At 70.7% G+C, this 17,490-nt stretch carries 16 protein-coding genes; 4 read left to right on the forward strand and 12 right to left on the reverse strand.

Annotation, left to right across the window (positions count from 1 at the left end):
* Nucleotides 1–382: 382 nt before the first annotated feature.
* The 7 genes from ACFYW8_RS21955 to xylB form a co-directional block, all read right to left on the reverse strand.
* Nucleotides 383–994 (reverse strand): hypothetical protein, encoded by a 612-nt coding sequence (locus tag ACFYW8_RS21955; RefSeq protein WP_389078221.1) that lies wholly within the window; start codon nucleotides 992–994, stop codon nucleotides 383–385.
* A 304-nt stretch (nucleotides 995–1,298) separates the two neighbouring features.
* Complete coding sequence (locus tag ACFYW8_RS21960) at nucleotides 1,299–2,600, reverse strand: GAF domain-containing protein (protein ID WP_389078226.1); 1,302 nt, start codon at nucleotides 2,598–2,600, stop codon at nucleotides 1,299–1,301.
* 134 nt (nucleotides 2,601–2,734) lie between these two features.
* The gene (locus ACFYW8_RS21965) at nucleotides 2,735–3,334 is read right to left on the reverse strand and encodes an N-acetylmuramoyl-L-alanine amidase (protein ID WP_389078231.1); all 600 of its coding nucleotides are present in this window, start codon (nucleotides 3,332–3,334) and stop codon (nucleotides 2,735–2,737) included.
* 308 nt (nucleotides 3,335–3,642) lie between these two features.
* Complete coding sequence (locus ACFYW8_RS21970) at nucleotides 3,643–4,656, reverse strand: acetamidase/formamidase family protein (RefSeq protein WP_365870443.1); 1,014 nt, start codon at nucleotides 4,654–4,656, stop codon at nucleotides 3,643–3,645.
* Nucleotides 4,653–6,137, reverse strand: a complete 1,485-nt coding sequence (locus tag ACFYW8_RS21975) for an APC family permease (protein ID WP_389078239.1) — start codon at nucleotides 6,135–6,137, stop codon at nucleotides 4,653–4,655. The genes ACFYW8_RS21970 and ACFYW8_RS21975 overlap by 4 nt, the downstream gene beginning before the upstream one ends.
* Nucleotides 6,138–6,443: 306 nt before the next feature.
* A complete protein-coding gene (locus ACFYW8_RS21980) occupies nucleotides 6,444–7,652 on the reverse strand; it encodes an ROK family transcriptional regulator (protein WP_365870441.1) in 1,209 nt (402 codons plus the stop codon).
* Between the two features lie 166 nt (nucleotides 7,653–7,818).
* Nucleotides 7,819–9,264 carry a xylulokinase gene (gene xylB, locus ACFYW8_RS21985; protein ID WP_389078245.1) on the reverse strand — a complete coding sequence of 482 codons (1,446 nt, stop codon included), beginning with the start codon at nucleotides 9,262–9,264 and terminating at the stop codon, nucleotides 7,819–7,821.
* A 199-nt stretch (nucleotides 9,265–9,463) separates the two neighbouring features.
* On the opposite strand from xylB, the gene xylA reads away from it, so the two are divergent.
* Nucleotides 9,464–10,630, forward strand: a complete 1,167-nt coding sequence (gene xylA, locus ACFYW8_RS21990; protein ID WP_365870439.1) for a xylose isomerase — start codon at nucleotides 9,464–9,466, stop codon at nucleotides 10,628–10,630.
* A 550-nt stretch (nucleotides 10,631–11,180) separates the two neighbouring features.
* Nucleotides 11,181–11,777, forward strand: a complete 597-nt coding sequence (locus tag ACFYW8_RS21995) for a hypothetical protein (RefSeq protein WP_389078252.1) — start codon at nucleotides 11,181–11,183, stop codon at nucleotides 11,775–11,777.
* 66 nt (nucleotides 11,778–11,843) lie between these two features.
* Here the strand turns inward: ACFYW8_RS21995 and ACFYW8_RS22000 are convergent, their stop codons facing one another.
* Nucleotides 11,844–13,187 (reverse strand): esterase-like activity of phytase family protein, encoded by a 1,344-nt coding sequence (locus ACFYW8_RS22000; protein ID WP_389078256.1) that lies wholly within the window; start codon nucleotides 13,185–13,187, stop codon nucleotides 11,844–11,846.
* A 537-nt stretch (nucleotides 13,188–13,724) separates the two neighbouring features.
* Between ACFYW8_RS22000 and ACFYW8_RS22005 the strand changes: the two genes are divergently transcribed.
* Complete coding sequence (locus ACFYW8_RS22005) at nucleotides 13,725–13,907, forward strand: hypothetical protein (RefSeq protein WP_261703155.1); 183 nt, start codon at nucleotides 13,725–13,727, stop codon at nucleotides 13,905–13,907.
* A gap of 126 nt (nucleotides 13,908–14,033) precedes the next feature.
* Here the strand turns inward: ACFYW8_RS22005 and ACFYW8_RS22010 are convergent, their stop codons facing one another.
* The 3 genes from ACFYW8_RS22010 to ACFYW8_RS22020 form a co-directional block, all read right to left on the reverse strand.
* Nucleotides 14,034–14,882: a hypothetical protein gene (locus tag ACFYW8_RS22010; RefSeq protein ID WP_389078263.1), complete on the reverse strand. Its 849-nt coding sequence runs from the start codon at nucleotides 14,880–14,882 to the stop codon at nucleotides 14,034–14,036.
* Between the two features lie 134 nt (nucleotides 14,883–15,016).
* A complete protein-coding gene (locus ACFYW8_RS22015) occupies nucleotides 15,017–15,304 on the reverse strand; it encodes a hypothetical protein (protein WP_365870349.1) in 288 nt (95 codons plus the stop codon).
* 140 nt (nucleotides 15,305–15,444) lie between these two features.
* Nucleotides 15,445–15,978, reverse strand: a complete 534-nt coding sequence (locus tag ACFYW8_RS22020; protein ID WP_365870348.1) for a PadR family transcriptional regulator — start codon at nucleotides 15,976–15,978, stop codon at nucleotides 15,445–15,447.
* A gap of 106 nt (nucleotides 15,979–16,084) precedes the next feature.
* Here ACFYW8_RS22020 and ACFYW8_RS22025 point away from each other — a divergent pair, with 106 nt between their 5' ends.
* On the forward strand, nucleotides 16,085–16,843 hold the full coding sequence (locus ACFYW8_RS22025) for an alpha/beta fold hydrolase (RefSeq protein ID WP_389078269.1): 759 nt from the start codon (nucleotides 16,085–16,087) through the stop codon (nucleotides 16,841–16,843).
* Between the two features lie 27 nt (nucleotides 16,844–16,870).
* On the opposite strand, the gene ACFYW8_RS22030 is transcribed toward ACFYW8_RS22025, so the two are convergent.
* On the reverse strand, nucleotides 16,871–17,470 hold the full coding sequence (locus ACFYW8_RS22030; RefSeq protein ID WP_389078272.1) for a class I SAM-dependent methyltransferase: 600 nt from the start codon (nucleotides 17,468–17,470) through the stop codon (nucleotides 16,871–16,873).
* Between the last annotated feature and the right edge of the window lie 20 nt (nucleotides 17,471–17,490).

Here is a 17,490-nt window from a genome sequence, read left to right on the forward strand (position 1 = left end):
AGCGGCCGCGCCGGGCGATGATTGAGATCGGGCCGGCCCTGGCGCCCCGGGCCGGTGCCCGTCCTGCCCGGGGTCATGGGCATCGCCGGCAGCCGCACCACGCTGCTGCGGTACGCCCGGGCCGCCCGCTGGTAGGACTTGGTCAAGGACCGCAAGCGTCAACTTCCCAGCGAACTCGACCCGCTCGAGGCCCCTTGGCGCAACGCTGGGCCGACGCCGACGGAAAAAATGACCGCCCTCGGTCTCCACGGCGAGTTCATTGCCCGCGGCTTCCGCGGCCACTACGCCACCGTCCGCGACTGGATCCGGCGTGACCGGCCGCAGCGGGAAGGCTTCCCACCCGCCCCGCCCCGCCCTGCCCTGCTTCGCGCTTCTCGGGCACTCACTTCCGGCTGGAGAGAGGAGCCCGTAGCTCCAGGTGGAGTCGGACCGACGTGTCGACGGGCAATCCCGTGCCGGAGTGGCGGAGCTGCTGCGAGAAGTTCGCGATGAGATCGAGATCCCGAAGCTGACGCTGCAGCTCGGAGGCCAGTGCCTCGTCCGTGTCGACGGGGAGTTCGACTTCTTCCATCTCGGCCAGGTACTGAAGATGCTGGTCAATGGCCTCCACTGCCCGCGCGCTGGTCCAGATGGCGAAGTCCTGGCAGCCGAACAGGTGGGCATGCGCGGCATACAACACCGCCGCGGCGGCGGATTCGTCCGCATCATTCGGCCCGTTCTGGCCATCGTTGTGGCAGTACTCGCTGAGCATGTACTCGGCGACACCACGGTTGACCGCCGAAAAGGCCGTCGAGTCACCGAGAACGCCCTCCCACACGGAATTCAGCAGGGGGCGCAGGCTCAGGGTGAATGGCGCCTGCTCGTCCTCGGGCAATGCCTCGTGCCAGCTCATAAGTCGTTCCGCGACACCGGCGGCGAAGACACGACGCTCGCCGGACGACACCGCCTTCAGTCGCTCCTCCACCAGCGCCGACAGCTCCTGCCATGTATTCATTCGAGCCACCTCGGAGTCGTGGTACCAGCGTGCTCACGCCGGCCACGAAGATCGTCCCAGTCGCCAGTGACAACACCACACGCGAGGCCTACGGCAGCCTCCGCAGTCGTCAGTGATGACTGCCTCTCCTCGGCGGGTGTCCCGGCGGACCAGATCGTCGGAGACGCCCAGCGGCTCGGACCAGACCGGTCGCGACCAGGACCGGATCCACTGATACGAGACACGACTCATAACGCTGAGTAGCAGGTCGCGGATCTTGTGCCAGACCCCGTGCCTGTTCCACAGGGAGCCGCGCCCGTTTCGTTCAGCGCGTCGGCGGTCGCGTACGGCCGCCGCGTGCGGAGTGCGCCCATCCGGCCGGTGCGGCCTGTTCGGACTCCAGCTCCGCCACGCGCGCGTGTACGGCCGCCGCCGGACGCAGCGCCGACAGCGCCCGCCAGACGTCGAGATCGTCCTCGCCCCATGGCGCGCGGGCCCAGTCGGCCAGCAGGTCGGGGTCCCGCCGGGCGATGATCGCCGTCCGCAGCCCGTCGGCGAGCCTTCGCCGCAGCCGCACCACGGACGGCGCCGTCGAACCCGGCAGCAGCGGACCGGCGTACACCGCCGCGGCCGACGTCACCGCGCCGGTACCGAGCCGCCGCTCCACGACCGCCACATCGGACTCGACCGGCCTCGTGAGCCGATAGGGACGCGATCCCAGCAGACCCGGACCGAGGATTCTGCGCAGCCGCGCCAACTCGGCCCGCAAGGTCACCGGCGTCACCGACTCGTCCTCGTACAGCGCACACTGCAACTCGTCACCCGTCAGACCTTCCGGATGTCGCGCCAGCAGAACCAGGATCTCGCTGTGTCTGCGACTGAGCCTGATCTTCCGTCCGTCCGCGACGAGTTGAGCCTCGTCGCGTCCCAGCGCGGTCAATTCGAGGGCATCGGCCATGGCCTGTGGCGGTGATAGCAGTGCCAGGTGGGCCTCGGCGGCCCGAGCCACCGCCTGTACGAAGCCGAGACTGTGAGGATGCGCGAGCCCGTCCCCGCCCGTGATGTCGACCGCGCCGAGTACCCGTCCGGTGCGCGGATCGTGCACGGGGGCCGCCGCGCAGGTCCAGGGCTGCACACGCCGGATGAAGTGTTCGGCGGCGAACACCTGCACCGGACGGTCGACGGCGACGGCCGTGCCCGGCGCGTTCGTACCGACCGCCGTCTCCGACCATCGGGCACCCGGCACGAAGTTCATCCGTCCGGCCTGCCGCCGCGTCCCTGCATGGCCCTCGACCCACAAGAGCCTGCCCTGCGCGTCGCACACCGCCAGAAGATGCTCCCCGTCCGCAGCGAACGTTCCCATGAGCTCCCGGAACAGCGGCATCACCCGCGCGAGCGGATGCTCCGCCCGGTAGGAACCGAGTTCCGCGTCCATGAGTTCGACCTTCGCGGTGCCCTCCGGAACGACGCCCGCCCGCGCCGAACGCCGCCACGACTCCGCCACCACGGCACGCACCGGCCGCGGAACCGTCCCGGCCTCGGTGAACGACTCGTACGCGCGGCGCAGGAGCCGAACCCGCTCGGTGGGATCGGTCCCCGGTTCCAGGGCCACCCAAGGATCGGTCAACTAGGCCTCCCGGAAGGTGATGCGGCTGGGTCCATCGTCACTCCCGGTGCGGGCCCCGACAACCCGTGTGACGCTCCCCTTCCGGTCGGTGCCTCGCGGCGTGCCCGCACTGGCCGCCGCGAGGCCACCCCTGGTCAGGCGAAGTTGACGAGCCTGATGTAGCGCGTCCAGTCCCAGTTCGGCCCGGGATCCGTGTGATCGGTGCCCGGCACCTCGTAGTGACCGAGGATGTGGGCGCGGTCCTTGGGGATCCCGTACTGATCGCAGATCGTGGCGGTGAGCTTGGCCGACTCCTCGTAGAGGGCGTTGGTGAAGTAGGCCGGCTGGTCCACCCAGCCCTCGTGCTCGATGCCGATGCTTCTGGTGTTGTAGTCCCAGTTGCCCGCGTGCCAGGCGACGTCGCGCTCTCTCACGCACTGGGCCACATGGCCGTCGGCCGAGCGCACGAGGTAGTGAGCGGACACCTTCTTCTGCGGATTCTCGAAGATGGACAGAGTCGTGGTGTACGTCGCTTGCGTGACGTGGATGATCACGTAGTCGAGGTCGTAGCTGTAGGGGCGATCGGACACCGTGTAGTTGGAGCTGGTCGCCGGAGTCCACTCGGCGCCCGGATAGTCGACGGCCGCCGACTGTGCCGTCGCCTTGACATCGGGGAGTAGAGCGTATGGGAGAGCCGCGAGGGCTGCACCCTTGAGCAGCCGCCGCCGGCTCGGGAACGACCGTGCTCGCTCCATGGAGATCTGGCCTTTCGCTCGGTGGGGGGTTGGGTCTTGAGCTGTACGTCGGTGGGCTGAGGGCTGAGGTTGCGGGTTGCGGGTTGCGGGTTGGGCGATGGGAGTTGGGTGACTGGAGCCGGGAGCGCGGACTTCGGGTCCGGAGCCCCGGACCTTGGAGCCTGGATCCCTGGAGCGCGCCCCGAGACGGAAGCTGTGAGCGAGCCCGGAGCTGGGCGCTCGCAGTCTGGGGTCGGGAGGCAAGAATCCGGAGTCGGGTGTCGGGAGCGGCGCGTAGCCCGTTGGCCGGTCGGGCGCGGGCCGCTCGATCAGTGCCGGAGTGACGCGGCCGTCTCACGCAGTCGGGCGTGCAGTCCGCGATGGGTCTCACGCGGGGGCAGCCATTCCTTGCGCAGTTTGGCGACGCACGTGTAGTTGGTGTCGCAGACGTTCGCGACGGGAGACTCGACCGTCTGCGTCGCGAACTGGTACGCGTCCAGGTCGCTGAACCCGTAGTCGCGCACCAGCCACTGCACAAGGTCGAGCTGCGATATCCGGAAGGCGTCCTCCAGCGGGCGTGCCGAGCCGGTCGAGATGATGTGGGTGTCGGACTCGATGCGGGGCCAGGGGGTGGCGACTCCCTTGAGGAGTTCGACGATCACCACCGTGTTCATTGCGCATTCGACGGCGACTCCGCAGGTCTCGCCTTCGCCCTGCCGTGCGTGCCCGTCGCCGAGGCTGAGCAGGGCCCCCTCGACGTTCACCCCGAGGTAGCACGTCACTCCGGCCCGCATCTCCGGCGTGTCCATGTTTCCGCCGTGCGCGTCGGGCACCAGGGCGGAACGGACCTCCAGGTTCGCGGGCGCCACACCGACGGTGCCGTGCATCGGATCCATCGGCAGTTCGATCCGGATGTCGCTGTCCCGCGCGCTGAACAGGGCGGTCCGCCGCTCCCGGTCGAGCTGCCAGATCCACACGGTCTCCGGCAGCGGCGGCTGCAGGGACGCGGTCGTGTGTGTGGAGGTCAGGGCGCCGAAGAGGGGGACCGTCGTCGAGGCCGCCCAGTCACGGGCCGGCTCGATCGAGACGAAGTGGACCGCGACCGTGTCACCCGGCTCAGCTCCCTCGACATGGAAGGGGCCGGTCTGCGGATTGAGGAACGGGAACTCGCACACCTCGGACACCAAGTCCTTCTCGGAGCGGACCCGTCCGGCGAAGCAGTCCTCGGTGTAGAGATCGAGCACCGTGCCCGGCGCGATGCGTGCCACGGGCGCGACGCCGCCGAACGTCCAGGCGAACTCGCCCGGTGTGGGGCGCACGGTCAGGATGCGGGGGTCGCTCATGGCTGCACGGCTCCGCTCTGCGAAGGGGCGGGGGTGGAGGTCTCGTCGAGGTGGACACGGGCGGTCTCGGCTATGCGCCCCGGGTGGCGGCGCAGCAGGAAGATCAATATCACGACACCGGCCGACATCCAGACACCCACGACCGGCCCGGCGTACGACACCGGCGCGGTCAGCTCGGTCACGAAGTCGAAGACCGGCAGACCCGCGGCCGTCAGCAGCGCGGGAACGAAGGCGATGATGCCGAGCAGCGGGAACACCAGATGCCGCACGGGCTTGAACAGCTCGCGTCTTCGGCGCAGGAAGTAGCCCGCGCAGGCGAGATTGACCACGATGTATACGCCGATCACCACGGTGACGATCACTGTCGCGAGGAGCAGGAACGCGGTCACGGGGTCGTACGCGAGGCCGAGTTTCAGCATGGCCGCCACGGCCACGGCGCACTGCACGGCCACCCCGGCCGCGGGGGAGCGGTGTCTCGGGTGCAGGCGGGCGAAGAGCGCCGGGAAGATCCGAATCCGAGCCAGGGCGAAGGCCGTTCGCGTGGAGACGGTGGCGCACGCGTTGGCGTTGGCGATCGTCGAGTTGACCACCGCGAGGAACACCAGCACCCAGAACAGCCCGAACGAAGCGCGTGCCACGCCTTCCCACGAGGCGGCGCCGGAGGCTCCGAAACCCGCGAACCGGTCGGGACCGAAGTACACCGACATGGCGTACGTCGTCAGGACGTACACGAGACCGATCGCGAGCGCCGCGCCGAGGACGGCCCGGTGCATCGTGCGGCGGGGGTCCTTGGTCTCTTCCGCGAGCGGGGCCGCCGCCTCGAACCCGGCGAAGGCGAGCACGGTGTACACCGACCCGGCGAAGACACCACTGATCCCTTCGTACCCCGTGGCGGTGTGGGATGTCCCGAACACCGACAGCGTGTTGTTCCCGCCGGCCTTGGCGATCAGCCACACCGCGAAGACGAGGAAGACCAGTACTTCGAAGACGCCGAGGACGGTTCCGAAGCGGGCCGAGGCGCGTACTCCCAGATAGCCCGCGACCGCGATGACCACCGCGCCCGCGAGCGACCATGGCCACCAGAGGTCGTCCGGATACGAGGACCATTCCTGGTGCAGTGTGCCCGCCGTGGTGAACCCGAGCTGAAGGAGGAGCAGAGGCGGCACCAGGGCTTCGACGAACACATAGCCCCAGCCCACGAGGAATCCGATGGCCGGATGCAGCCCCTGCGCGGTGTAAGTGGCCACCGACCCCGCGGCAGGCATTTCCCGCGCCAGCTCGGCCACGCACGACGCGGTGAACAGACAGGCCACCAGGGCGATCAGCACGGACAGCGGCAGACTGCCGCCCGCGAACGCCGCGCCGGAGGGAATGGACGCGGCGACCGCCGCGGCCGGCGCCATGGCCGTGATGCTCTGGAACAGGACCTCGCGCAGGCCGATCGCCTCGCGCCGCAGCCCCGGAACTGCCACTTCCGACATCTGAACCCCCCGATTCGACCGGAACACACAGCCATCGGCAGGACGGCTGCGCCTCGCGTGAATTACGGTACGGCGCTTGCCGGTTGGGCAGGAAGGGTGAGGCGCGAGTCAGTGGACAGCCAGAGGATTGTGGACACGACGATCACCTTCAAGGGGGAACGGCCTTCGTGCGATGCGCGAGCATCGAAGCGTGACGTCGGAGCCCACCCGCGACTGTGGGACGGCGTTCCGCCAGCGGCCGTCGGGCCGCGTTCCGTCGGCGGCCGTCCGGCCCCGTTTCCGTCGGCGACTTCGGCCGCGTTCCGGCTACGTCCGTGCGGCCACCGCCGCCGGGTCGTCGAGCACGCCTCGCACCACTGAATGCGCCGCGCCCAGCAGTGGCCCCTCGGATCCCAGTCGGGAGACGGACACGGGGCAGGCCGGGCCCGCCGTGCGCCGTGCCAACTCACCCTCCAGAGAAGGGAGCAGCCAGGGTGCGAGACCGGCGAGGGCTCCGCCCAGCACGACAGTCTCGGGGTCCAGCAGGTTGACCGCTCCGGTCAGGGCGATGCCGAGCGCGGTTCCGGCGTCGCGCAGGGCACGGCGTACGTTCGGATCGCCTTCGGCTGCGCGCCGGGACAGCAGCCCGACCCGGTCCTCGCCCGGTTCGAGACCCGCGGCGCGCAGAACGGCCTCCTCGCCCGCGTACTGTTCGAGGCACCCGCGTCCGCCGCACGGGCACTCCGGTCCCTCTGGACGTACCGGCACGTGCCCCAGCTCGCCCGCGAAACCGCGGGTCCCGCGCAGCAGCCGCCCGTCCACGAGCACCGCGGCGCCGATGCCGATCTCGGCGGAGACGTGCAGGAAGTCACGCGGGGTCGCCTCGCCGAGCCAGAGCTCCGCGAGAGCGCCGAAGTTCGCTTCGTTGTCCACGGTCAAGGGCAGCTCGGAGGGCAGCAGCTCACCGAGGTCCGTGCCGTGCCACTCGAGGTTCGGGGCCCGGACCACGGTCCGGGCGTCGCGTGCCACGAGTCCGGGGACGGCGACGGCGAGGCCCGCGGGCCACAGCCCCTCCTGGTCGGCTTCGGCGACGACCTGGCGTACCAGCGCCGTCAGCTCCCGGATCACGGGCCCGGCCGGCCGGCCGCGGTTCGTGCCGTGGCGTACGGCGCGGGCTCGCACGGCGCCGCGGAGATCGACCGCGCACACAGCGAGATGGTCGACGCCCACCTCCGCGCCTATCCCGGCGGGACCGTGCCCGCTGACGGCGAGAGCGGATCCGGGCCGCCCCACTCTGCCAGGCCGCTCGGGCCCCAGTTCTTCGAGGAGCCCCGCGCGGATCAGTTCGTCGACGAGGGTGGACACGGCCGCCCGGGTCAGACCGATGTGGGAGGCGACGGCGGCACGCGACAACGGTCCCTCGTCGTTGACGGTGTGCATGACCCGGGAGAGGTTTCGGCGGCGCATGCCCTGCTGGGTGTCGGGCAGCCGTCGGCCGGAACCGGTCGGGTGGGCCTCGTGCAGTGGTGCGGTCATGCCTCCGTCAATCCTCGTCCGGCCGGTCCTGTCGGCCTCTGTCGGTACCGGTCCGCACGGTGCGGACCGCGTCGTGCGGTGCCCCACCGGGCGGCTCCGTCCGGTACCGCTCACGCGGGACGCCACTCGTGCGAGCCGGTCACGCGGGGGCGGCGGTCGGTCCTTGTCAGTTCCTGTTCGGCTCCTGTTCGAGCAGCGGGGCCGCGTCGGAGAGTACCCCGGTGATCCTCGTGAGGGTCTCCTCGTCCCGCTCCACGGCGTCGAGCACCGGCCCGCGGGCGGTGCCCCAGCGCCGGGCCACCGCCGCCGGGTCCTCGCCCGTCAGCAGGCCCGCCGCCTGTGCGGCGGCGCCGAGTGCGACCAGTTCCCTGGCTTCGGGCACCTGGATGGGCCGCCCCGAGAGCCGGCGCACGGTCTGCTGCCAGGCCTTGCCCCGCGCCCCGCCGCCGATCAACAGCAACGGCGCCGAGCGATCCGCTTCCGCGTCCAGGACCAGGTCGAGGGCGCCCAGCAGGGAGTGCACGGCGCCGTCGTACGCGGCCTGGAGCAGCTGCCCGCCTGTCGTGTCGTGCCGGAGTCCGTGCAGCAGTCCGGTGGAGTGCGGCAGGTTCGGTGTGCGCTCGCCGTCCAAAAAGGGCAGCACCGTGACCGAGGAGCCGGTCTCGACGGCCTCGCGGTCGAGACCGAGCAGCGCGGCGACCCGGTCGACGGCCAGCGTGCAGTTCAGCGTGCAGGCCAGCGGGAGCCAGTCGCCGCGCGCGTCCGCGAACCCCGCCACCGTGCCGGTCGGGTCGGTGGGGCGGTTCGTCGACACTGCGTACACCGTGCCCGAGGTGCCGAGGCTCACCACCGGGGTGCCGGGGCGCAGTCCGAGGCCGAGCGCGGCGGCAGCGTTGTCCCCGGTTCCGGCCGCCACCAGGGTGCCCCTTGAGAACGGCAGCTCACCCCTCGCGTGCACGGTTCCGACCACCTCGCCCGGCCGGGCGACGCGGGGGAGGAGGGCGGGGTCGAGCCCGATGTGCGCGAGAACCTCGTCGTCGTACGCCTCGCTCCCGGAGGCCCACCAGCCGGTGCCGGAGGCATCGCCGCGGTCGGTCGTGCCCTGCCCGGTGAGCCGTTCGGTGAGGTAGTCGTGGGGCAGCCGGACCGCCGCCGTGGCCCGGACGGCGTCCGGCTCGTGCTCGGCCAGCCATGCCCACTTCGTGGCCGTGAAGGAAGCGGTCGGCACGCTGCCGGTCCGCTCGGCCCAGGACTTCGGGCCGCCGAACTCCTCGACCAGCCGACGGGCCTGCGGCGCCGAGCGCACGTCGTTCCACAGCAGGGCGGGGCGTACGGGTTCGCCCCGGGCGTCGAGCGTCACGAGCCCGTGCTGCTGCCCGCCGATCGACACCGCCGACGCTTCGTGCGCGGCGTCACCGCACTGGCGCAGCGCTTCGCAGAGCGCGTCCCACCACTGGCGGGGGTCACTCTCGCGGCCCGCCCCCGTGGAGACGGTGTGCGGCGCCCGTCCGCTCGCCACCACCTGTCCCGTCGACGCGTCGACGACCAGGGCCTTGGTGGACTGGGTGGACGAGTCCACCCCGACGACGAGCGGACCCTCGGCTGCTGACATCGGGCTCTCCCTCTTCCGCGGCTCCGCGGGATCTGTGCTGGCTGCGGGGCTGCCCGGACCGCTGCGGCACGGGTCCCGCACTTCGTCCCCGGATCGATGTGACCAGGGTTTCCTACTTCGTCTCTTCCCAGAGAAGCTCCCGCATACTAATTTGTAAACTGCCATGACGAAATAGTCTGAGCTAGCAAGGAGCCGCGACATGAACTACCAGCCCACCCCCGAGGACAGGTTCACCTTCGGTCTGTGGACCGTCGGCTGGCAGGGAAGGGACCCGTTCGGCGACGCCACCCGGCGCGCCCTGGACCCGGTCGAATCGGTGCAGCGACTGGCCGAGCTGGGCGCCTACGGAGTGACCTTCCATGACGACGACCTGATCCCCTTCGGGTCCTCGGACAGCGAGCGCGAGTCGCACATCAAGCGGTTCAGGCAGACCCTGGACGCCACGGGCCTCAAGGTGCCGATGGCCACCACCAACCTGTTCACGCACCCCGTCTTCAAGGACGGCGCGTTCACCTCGAACGACCGCGACGTGCGCCGCTACGCACTGCGCAAGACCATCCGCAATGTCGACCTGGCCGTCGAGCTCGGCGCCGAGACGTACGTCGCCTGGGGCGGCAGGGAGGGCGCGGAGTCCGGGGCCGCCAAGGACGTACGCGTCGCCCTCGACCGCATGAAGGAGGCCTTCGACCTCCTCGGTGAGTACGTGATCTCCCAGGGCTACGACCTGAAGTTCGCGATCGAGCCCAAGCCGAACGAGCCCCGCGGTGACATCCTGCTCCCCACCATCGGTCACGCCCTCGCGTTCATCGAGCGCCTGGAGCGCCCGGAGATGTACGGCGTCAACCCGGAGGTCGGTCACGAGCAGATGGCCGGACTGAACTTCACGCACGGCATCGCGCAGGCCCTGTGGGCGGGCAAGCTCTTCCACATCGACCTCAACGGCCAGTCCGGCATCAAGTACGACCAGGACCTGCGGTTCGGAGCCGGCGATCTGCGGTCCGCGTTCTGGCTGGTCGACCTCCTGGAGAGCGCCGGTTACGCGGGCCCGAAGCACTTCGACTTCAAGCCGCCGCGGACCGAGGACTTCGACGGCGTCTGGGCGTCGGCGGAGGGCTGCATGCGCAACTACCTGATCCTGCGAGAGCGTGCGGCGGCGTTCCGTGCCGATCCCGAGGTTCAGGCCGCGCTGCGCGCCTCGCGTCTGGACGAGCTCGCGCAGCCCACCGCGGAGGACGGCCTGGCGGCGCTGCTCGCCGACCGCGCCGCCTTCGAGGACTTCGATGTCGAGGCCGCGGCCGCGCGCGGGATGGCCTTCGAGCAGCTGGACCAGCTGGCGATGGACCATCTCCTGGGCGCAAGGGGCTGATCGGGCGCTCCCAAGGGCACGGACCCGCCTTCCGGCGGGTCCGGCCCGTCCTCAGCGGCGGCTGATCCCCGCGTGGAATTTCCCGGAATCACGCGATCCATGGCATGAGTCCGCATCAACTTCCGCATAGGGGTCGCGCGATGACCGGTACGAGGCGACTCTTGGCGGTATGGCCACGCCGCCCGAACCGCCTCAGCCCCCACGGTCGCAGGGCGACCCGCACCCTCCTGGGGGTGATGACCAGGGCCCGCGTCCCGGGGGCTACAGCTCGCCGCACTCCGGTGGTTACGGTCCTCCGGCCTCGGGCGGCTATGGTCCACCGCACTCGGGCGGTTACGGTCCGCCCCCGGCCGGCTATGGCGCCCCTCCGAGCGGGAACAGTCCTCCCTCCGGGGACTACGGTCCGCCGTCGCAAGGGGGCGATTGGCCTCCCGGGCAGGGCGGTGGGGGATGGCTGCCACCTCCGCCACCTCCGCCGCCCGGACCGCCGGGCGGGTCCGGCGGTCACCGCGGAGGGCGGCGTCGCAACACCCTGCTCCTCGTCATCGCCGTGATCGTCGGTGTCGGCGTCATCGTGGTCGTGGCCGTGGCCGCCGCGGGTGGCGGCGGCAAGGACAAGAAATCCCCCACCGAGAGCACCGGACGGTCGCCGAGTCCCTCTCTCAGCCTCCCGTCCGAGCTGCAGTCGCTTCTTCCCTCAGGCCTGCCCAGTGTCGTGCCGTCGCTTCCCTCGGACCTGCCCAGCGGGCTGGTGCCCAGCGACCTGCGGTCGTTCCTCCCGTCCCTCGCGGACGACGAGGTGCCCTACTACATGCTCCGGAAAGGCGATTGCTTCGATGCCGACGAGGGCCTGCCCGGACAGGCCGTCAAACGCCGGTGTACCCAACCGCACGACGCCGAGGTCGTGAAGGTCTCCGAACTCAACGGCACGTACACGACGAACGCAGCCCTCAAGAAAGCCGCGTCCGCACTGTGCAAGGCTCCGCTGGAGCGGAAGGCGGCCGGTCAGGCGGCGGGTACGGTGCGCGACACTCTCGTGCAGTACCCGGACACCGGCGGCTACAGGACCGGCATCGACAAGGTCGCCTGCAGCCTGGCCGCGGACATCGGCAAGGGCACCCACAAGCTCACCCGGCCGCTGAAGTGAGCGGCACGCGTGCGTGGCCGCTGTCCACCATCCACGCACGCGTGCCGAGTTCAAGGGGCTCCGGGATCAGATCCCACGCGGCAGCCGCACGTAGGTGACGGTCGTCTCGATACCGCTGTCCACGAGCCGGCCCTGCGCGTCGAAGGCTCCCGCCCCGTCGGTCATCCCGAAGTCGTTGTCGTTGATGAGGGCGAGAGTGCGGCCGTCCACGCGTGCGACGCCCTCGATCTTGCCGGGCACACCCGCGACAGTGCCCAGGTCGACGACGAGACGCTTGCCCAGCACCGGGACTCCGGCCGACGCCGGGTCGTCCAACTGCTCCAGGGAGGGTGACGTGGTGTCGCGGTCCCAGGGGCCGCCGAGGATGTCCGCGCCGCGGGTGAGCCGCACCGACTGCAGACGGGCGGCCTTGTCGGTGCGCTCCTCGACGAGCAGCCGGTCGCGGCCGACGGCCGCCACGGAGGAGATCTTCAGCTCGGACGTGTCGTCCTCGCTCGGGTCGACCACGTTCACCGGGTCGAAGCGGTACGCGTACTCGGCGGTCACGGCACGCTTCTTGGGCGAGAAGCGCAGCAGTCGTGTGGTGCGGGACGCGTCTCCCGCAGTCCCGTCCGGCAGTGAGAGCGGGCTCTGCAGGGCCATCACCAGCTCGCCGTCGGGGAGTTGGGCGAGCCCTTCGAGGCCGCGGTTGATCTTGCGGTGGAGCAGGATCGCGGGCAGCGCCTCGACGACCGGGTAGTCCGTGCCCGTCAGCTGTAGACCCTTGGGCACATAGCGTGCGAGCACCTTCCCGCGCGCGGAGACATGGACCAGCGACGGGCTGTACTCGTCGACGAGCCAGAACGAACCGTCCTTCGCCCGCACGATGCCCTCGGTGTCGAGGCCGTTCGGGTTGTACGCGAGCGGGTTCTGCGCGTCATAGGAGTACGGCGCCTCGTCGCGTCCCGCCTGGTTGGACAGCCCGGTGACCGGCTTCCCCGAGGACGTGGTGATCGGGATCGCGTCGAGCACCTTCACGGTGTCACCGCACACCCGGATCTTCACGATCGCCGGGTCGAAACCCGGAACCGGGAACGTCCGGCGCTTCTTGCCGTCCACCTTGATCTGCCCGTTGGGCCCCCGGTCGGTGACCGTCCAGAATTCGCCCCTGCGTCCGGCCGGGTAGATGTCGCTGCCCAGGCCGCCGAGATCGACACCGCGGTCGTTGTCCACCGTGCCGGGCAGCAGCGCGTTGCTGAACGCGCCGAGGGGGAGGTCGCCGAGCGCCGCGGTGCGCGTCACCTGCGGCTGTACGGGTCCGGACGTCGCGTTCGCCGTGCCGGCCACCACGAAGGCGGCCAGCACGGTGAACGGCACGCCCAGGGCGACGGATCGGTGGACGTGGCGCCGGCCGACGGCATGCGGGGACATCAGGCCTCCTGGGGCACAAGTTCGTTGACAGTGGCCAGAGTTGGCCCCGACGCCGAACGGTGTACGACTTGGAGATGAACGCAGAGGGTCAACCGCTCATCGGGTCTTCCTCGGCCGTGGCGAGGGCAGCTACAGGGGCACTGACCGCCGGTTCGGTCGGAGTCCAGCGGCCCCGCTCCTTGCGGTAGGGTCACCGCCTGTCGTCACGGCCTGGCCGCATGCGCGGGCCGTACCGTCGTCCAGAGGTTGTGCGCCGCGTGCATCCTGGGGTGACCGACCTCGTCCCAGGCCGCACGCAGGGCGGCGCGCGCGTGCCACTGCGTCTTCGTCGACGGCCACCGCTCCTGGGGACGGGCGGTGCCACGCCCCGACGCCGTTCCCCGCACCCTGCCCCGCGCAGCGCGCGAGACAGTGGAGCCTCTCAGGGTTGAGTAGGGGCAAGCGTCAGGGACGTTTCAGGGTCGTGGTCCGGAACCGTGGGACACGGGGACCCGTTCTCAGGACAGAGAGCGGCAGCAGCCGCGGAGGAGGCGACACATGTCGAAGAACGCGAAGATCGCCGCAGGAGGTGTGGCGGTCGGCCTGATTCTGTTGATCTGGCTGCCCTGGTGGGCCGCCTTCCTGATCGTGCTGGGAGTTCCGGCGGCCGCGTATCTGGCGCTGGACCCCTCGCAGCGGCGCAGGCTGCGCCGTGCCACCCGTAAGGAGCTCGGCCGCTGAGGGGCGACCGCCCGTCCGGCGCCGGCCCTTCGGTCACCGACGCCGGTGAGGGCCGGAGAGGGCGACACAGCTGACGCTGGGGCGTGATCGAGGGCCGCGTCACCGGATTTCGTGTGACGCGGTCACTCAGCTGGGGCGGACGGCCATCTTGTCCAGGGCCTCCAGGAGACCGGGCAGCTCCGGTCCACGGCCGACGGGAAGGACCTCGCCGGGTTCGTCGTCGAGCAGGACGAAGGCGATGTCGTCGGTCCTGGCGACGAGGGACCAGCCGGGGCCGTCGGCGCGCAGGGTACGAGCGTCGCCCGTGGCGAAGGACGAGCGGACACGGCCCAGTGGGGGCGGTGTGTCCACGTACGAGCGCGCCTCGGCGAGAACGCGGCGGACGCTGGAGCGGTTTCCGGCTTCGCCGTCGATGTCCGGAGCGTCCTCGGCGTCGCCCGGGGCCGGCTCGGCACCGTCCGAGGGTGCGAACTCACTGTCGTCGATCTGCTCGCGCCACACCGCCCACTGGAGCGCGATCTCGTCCGCGCCGAGGCGCCGCTGCGCCGGACCCCAGGTGGCCGTGTCCGGTGGGCTGAGCGGAGGCCGGTCCGTGAGCTCGGTCGACGGATCGTGCGGAGCCGGCACCCCAGGGGCCGAGACGGCCACATCGAGGGGCCAGCCGGGCAGCGCGGCGACGACCGTCCGCTCGTCCGGCGACAGCTCGTGCTCCATTCCGCAGTCCCAGGACGCGATGGCGACGGCGACCAGGGAGACGTCGTCGATGACGACGGTCCATCGCGCGCCCTCTCCGTCCTGGCCGAGCACCAGCCCGTACCCCTCCGCGAGAGGCGCGAGGTCGAGCGTCGCGCAGGCCTCCGGGTAGTCGTCCCCGAGCACGCTGGGGAACTTCGCCGGTGTCAGCAACACCGCCGTCAGCACATACAGCGCGTCGTCGTCCCCGGTGGCGACGGCGTCTTCATCCGTCCCGCCCATTCCAGCCTCCCGATCGCTCCATCTGTCGGCGCACCTTAAGCGACCGGAAGGCGCTTGTCACGGGCCCGAAAGACGTGCGGAGCTGCAGCTATCCGGCTGGACAGGGGCGAAACGCCCTCTTGGGCCCGCCCAGGTCAGGCCGCGGGCAGTCCGAGCAGTGTACGGGCGACCGCCTGCGGCGACTCGTCGCGCTCCCGGGCGAGCGCGACGACGGCCCGGCAGGCCAGCTCGTTCACGCCGAAGGACAGCGCCTCCGGCGACACCCAGGCGGCCGCCTCGTCGATCTGCTCCTGGTTGTCCTCCGCGCAGGCGGACACGTACACCGCGGCCGCCTCGAAGAGGTTGTATGTGCGCTTTCTCTCCTTCAGGGGCGTCTCCCGTGGGCGCAACTCGGGCCGTTCGGCCGCCTTCCTGCGCCTCATCGTGCGGAGTCTGCCGACTATGCCGGGCATCGGGTCACCATCCCCCTGTGTGATCGCTGATCGTGCGGATGCTGCTACTCAACGTAGAGATGGAGTCGCGGCGGCAGAAGGGGGGCGGCCCGGTGAAGCTCTGGTCCGTGTCAGTGGCCGGCCGTGCCGAGCGAGTCGAGGGTGGTCGCCAGCCAGGTCAGTTCGGCCTGGCTGGTGGCCCGCGCGATGGTGAGGATGCCGCGCCGGAAGGGGTCGTCCAGCTCCTCGGCCCGCAGCGGCCGGTCGCCGTCGTAGAAGAAGCTCGCGGGTTCTTCCAGGAAGGCCAGCCTGCGGCGCAGCACGGCGGCCTGCGCCTCGGGGTCCTGCAGATGACCGAGGAAGGCGAGCACCGTGAACCAGCGGTTCTCGTCCGTGATGTCCCGCCGCGCCGGGTCCGCGAGCCTGCGACGCAGTTCGCGCCCGCCCTCCTCGGTGAGCGTCAGGACGTGACGCGGGGCGGCCACCGCGCCGGGCTGTGTGGCCCGTTCCAGCAGGCGCGCGTTCTCCAGCCGCTTGATCGCGGGATACAGCGTGCTCTCGGCCACCGGTTTCACATGGCCTGTCAGTGCCGTGATGCGTTTGCGCAGCTCATAGCCGTGCAGCGGGGTGTCGTGCAGAAATCCGAGGATGGCCAGCTCCAGCATGCCCACATTCTGCCGCACCAACGCTGTACATCGCTTCTTTTGTACATCGTGACCGATGTATTCTCCTGGGGCTGGGAACGAAGGAACGGCGACAGGGGAGAGCGCTATGAGGCAGGCCGAGTTCGACGGCGGAGGAAGCATGATCCGTTGGACCGAGGCGGCGGGTGGCGGACCCGCGCGCGTGTACGTGCACGGCCTGGGGTCGGCATCGGCGGTCTACAACGCCCACATCGCGGCCCGCCCCGAACTGGCGGGACGCCGCTCCCTGTTCGTCGATCTGCCCGGCCACGGCATCAGTGACCGGCCTGCGGACTTCGGATACAGCCTTGAGGACCACGCCGTGGCGCTGGCGGTAGCTCTGGACGCCGCTCGGGCGGCCGGGGTGGAACTGGTCGCACACAGCATGGGTGGTGCCGTCGCCATCGTGCTGGCCCATCGGCGTCCCGAGCTCGTCTCACGGCTCGTCCTCGCGGAGGCCAACCTCGACCCGTACCCTCCTCTCACCCAGGGCAGCAGTGGCATCGCCTCCTACGAGGAGCACGATTACGTCGAGAACGGTGGTCACGCGCGCGTGCTCGAAAAGGTCGGTCCCTCCTGGGCCGCGACGATGCGCCTCGCGGATCCGCGTGCCCTGCACCGCACGGTGAAGGGGCTCGTCCAGGGCACCAGTCCGACGATGCGTCACCTGCTCGTCGGGCTGACAGTCGAGCGCGTGTACCTCCAGGGCGAACTCAGTGGTGAAGTACCGGGGGCGGAAGGCCTGGAGGCGGCCGGGGTGCGCGTCGTGACCGTGCCGGGTGCGGGACACAACATCATGTTCGACAACCCCGATGCGTTCGCGGCGGCCGTCGCAGACACGGCCTGACGGCCGGACGCCGGATCCGGCCAATGGTCATTCCCGGCGTACGGCCAGCGCGAGGAAGCGGACGTCCTCGTCCACGTAGGACGTCATCTCCCAGCCCGAACCGGCCAGCAGGGGGCCCAGGTTGGCCCCGGCACGCAGGTCGTCCGGAGTGAGCTGCCGTCCCTGGCGGGCCGCGAGAGCCGCCCGGCCGATCGGGTGGAAGAGGGCCAGCGTGCCGCCCGGCCGCACCACTCGGCCCAACTCCCGCAGATTCTCACCCGGGTTCGGCAGGTGGGCGACGAGTCCGGCCGCGAACACCGCGTCCAGCGACTTCGTACGCAGCGGCAGTGCGGTGACATCGGCCAGCAGCAGCCGCCCGTCGCGGTCCCGCCCGGCCCGAACCGCGGCCTCCAGCATGGCCGGCGTCAGATCGGCTCCGACGATCAGCCCGGTGGCGCCCACGGCCGCCCGCAACGAAGGCAGGGCCCGCCCGGTACCGCAGCCCGCGTCGAGCACGCGGTCACCCGCGTGCAGCCGCATGCGCGCCACAGCGTCCGCGTACGCGGGCCCGTCGTCGGGGAACCGACTGTCCCAGTCCGCGGCGCGCGCACCGAAGAAATCCTGGACGTGTGTGTGGTCGTCGCTCATGTGCCGCATGATCTCTCACC

This window comes from Streptomyces sp. NPDC002742, assembly GCF_042888885.1.
Classification (GTDB): Bacteria; Actinomycetota; Actinomycetes; order Streptomycetales; family Streptomycetaceae; genus Streptomyces.

What these genes read in the sequence shown, in the direction of transcription:
- ACFYW8_RS21955 (WP_389078221.1), bottom strand. Translation starts at nt 994, where the DNA reads ATGAATACATGGCAGGAGCTGTCGGCGCTGGTGGAGGAGCGACTGAAG.
- ACFYW8_RS21965 (WP_389078231.1), bottom strand. Translation starts at nt 3,334, where the DNA reads ATGGAGCGAGCACGGTCGTTCCCGAGCCGGCGGCGGCTGCTCAAGGGT.
- ACFYW8_RS21970 (WP_365870443.1), bottom strand. Translation starts at nt 4,656, where the DNA reads ATGAGCGACCCCCGCATCCTGACCGTGCGCCCCACACCGGGCGAGTTC.
- ACFYW8_RS21975 (WP_389078239.1), bottom strand. Translation starts at nt 6,137, where the DNA reads ATGTCGGAAGTGGCAGTTCCGGGGCTGCGGCGCGAGGCGATCGGCCTG.
- ACFYW8_RS21980 (WP_365870441.1), bottom strand. Translation starts at nt 7,652, where the DNA reads ATGACCGCACCACTGCACGAGGCCCACCCGACCGGTTCCGGCCGACGG.
- xylB (WP_389078245.1), bottom strand. Translation starts at nt 9,264, where the DNA reads ATGTCAGCAGCCGAGGGTCCGCTCGTCGTCGGGGTGGACTCGTCCACC.
- xylA (WP_365870439.1), top strand. Translation starts at nt 9,464, where the DNA reads ATGAACTACCAGCCCACCCCCGAGGACAGGTTCACCTTCGGTCTGTGG.
- ACFYW8_RS22000 (WP_389078256.1), bottom strand. Translation starts at nt 13,187, where the DNA reads ATGTCCCCGCATGCCGTCGGCCGGCGCCACGTCCACCGATCCGTCGCC.
- ACFYW8_RS22005 (WP_261703155.1), top strand. Translation starts at nt 13,725, where the DNA reads ATGTCGAAGAACGCGAAGATCGCCGCAGGAGGTGTGGCGGTCGGCCTG.
- ACFYW8_RS22010 (WP_389078263.1), bottom strand. Translation starts at nt 14,882, where the DNA reads ATGGGCGGGACGGATGAAGACGCCGTCGCCACCGGGGACGACGACGCG.
- ACFYW8_RS22015 (WP_365870349.1), bottom strand. Translation starts at nt 15,304, where the DNA reads ATGAGGCGCAGGAAGGCGGCCGAACGGCCCGAGTTGCGCCCACGGGAG.
- ACFYW8_RS22020 (WP_365870348.1), bottom strand. Translation starts at nt 15,978, where the DNA reads ATGCTGGAGCTGGCCATCCTCGGATTTCTGCACGACACCCCGCTGCAC.
- ACFYW8_RS22025 (WP_389078269.1), top strand. Translation starts at nt 16,085, where the DNA reads ATGAGGCAGGCCGAGTTCGACGGCGGAGGAAGCATGATCCGTTGGACC.
- ACFYW8_RS22030 (WP_389078272.1), bottom strand. Translation starts at nt 17,470, where the DNA reads ATGAGCGACGACCACACACACGTCCAGGATTTCTTCGGTGCGCGCGCC.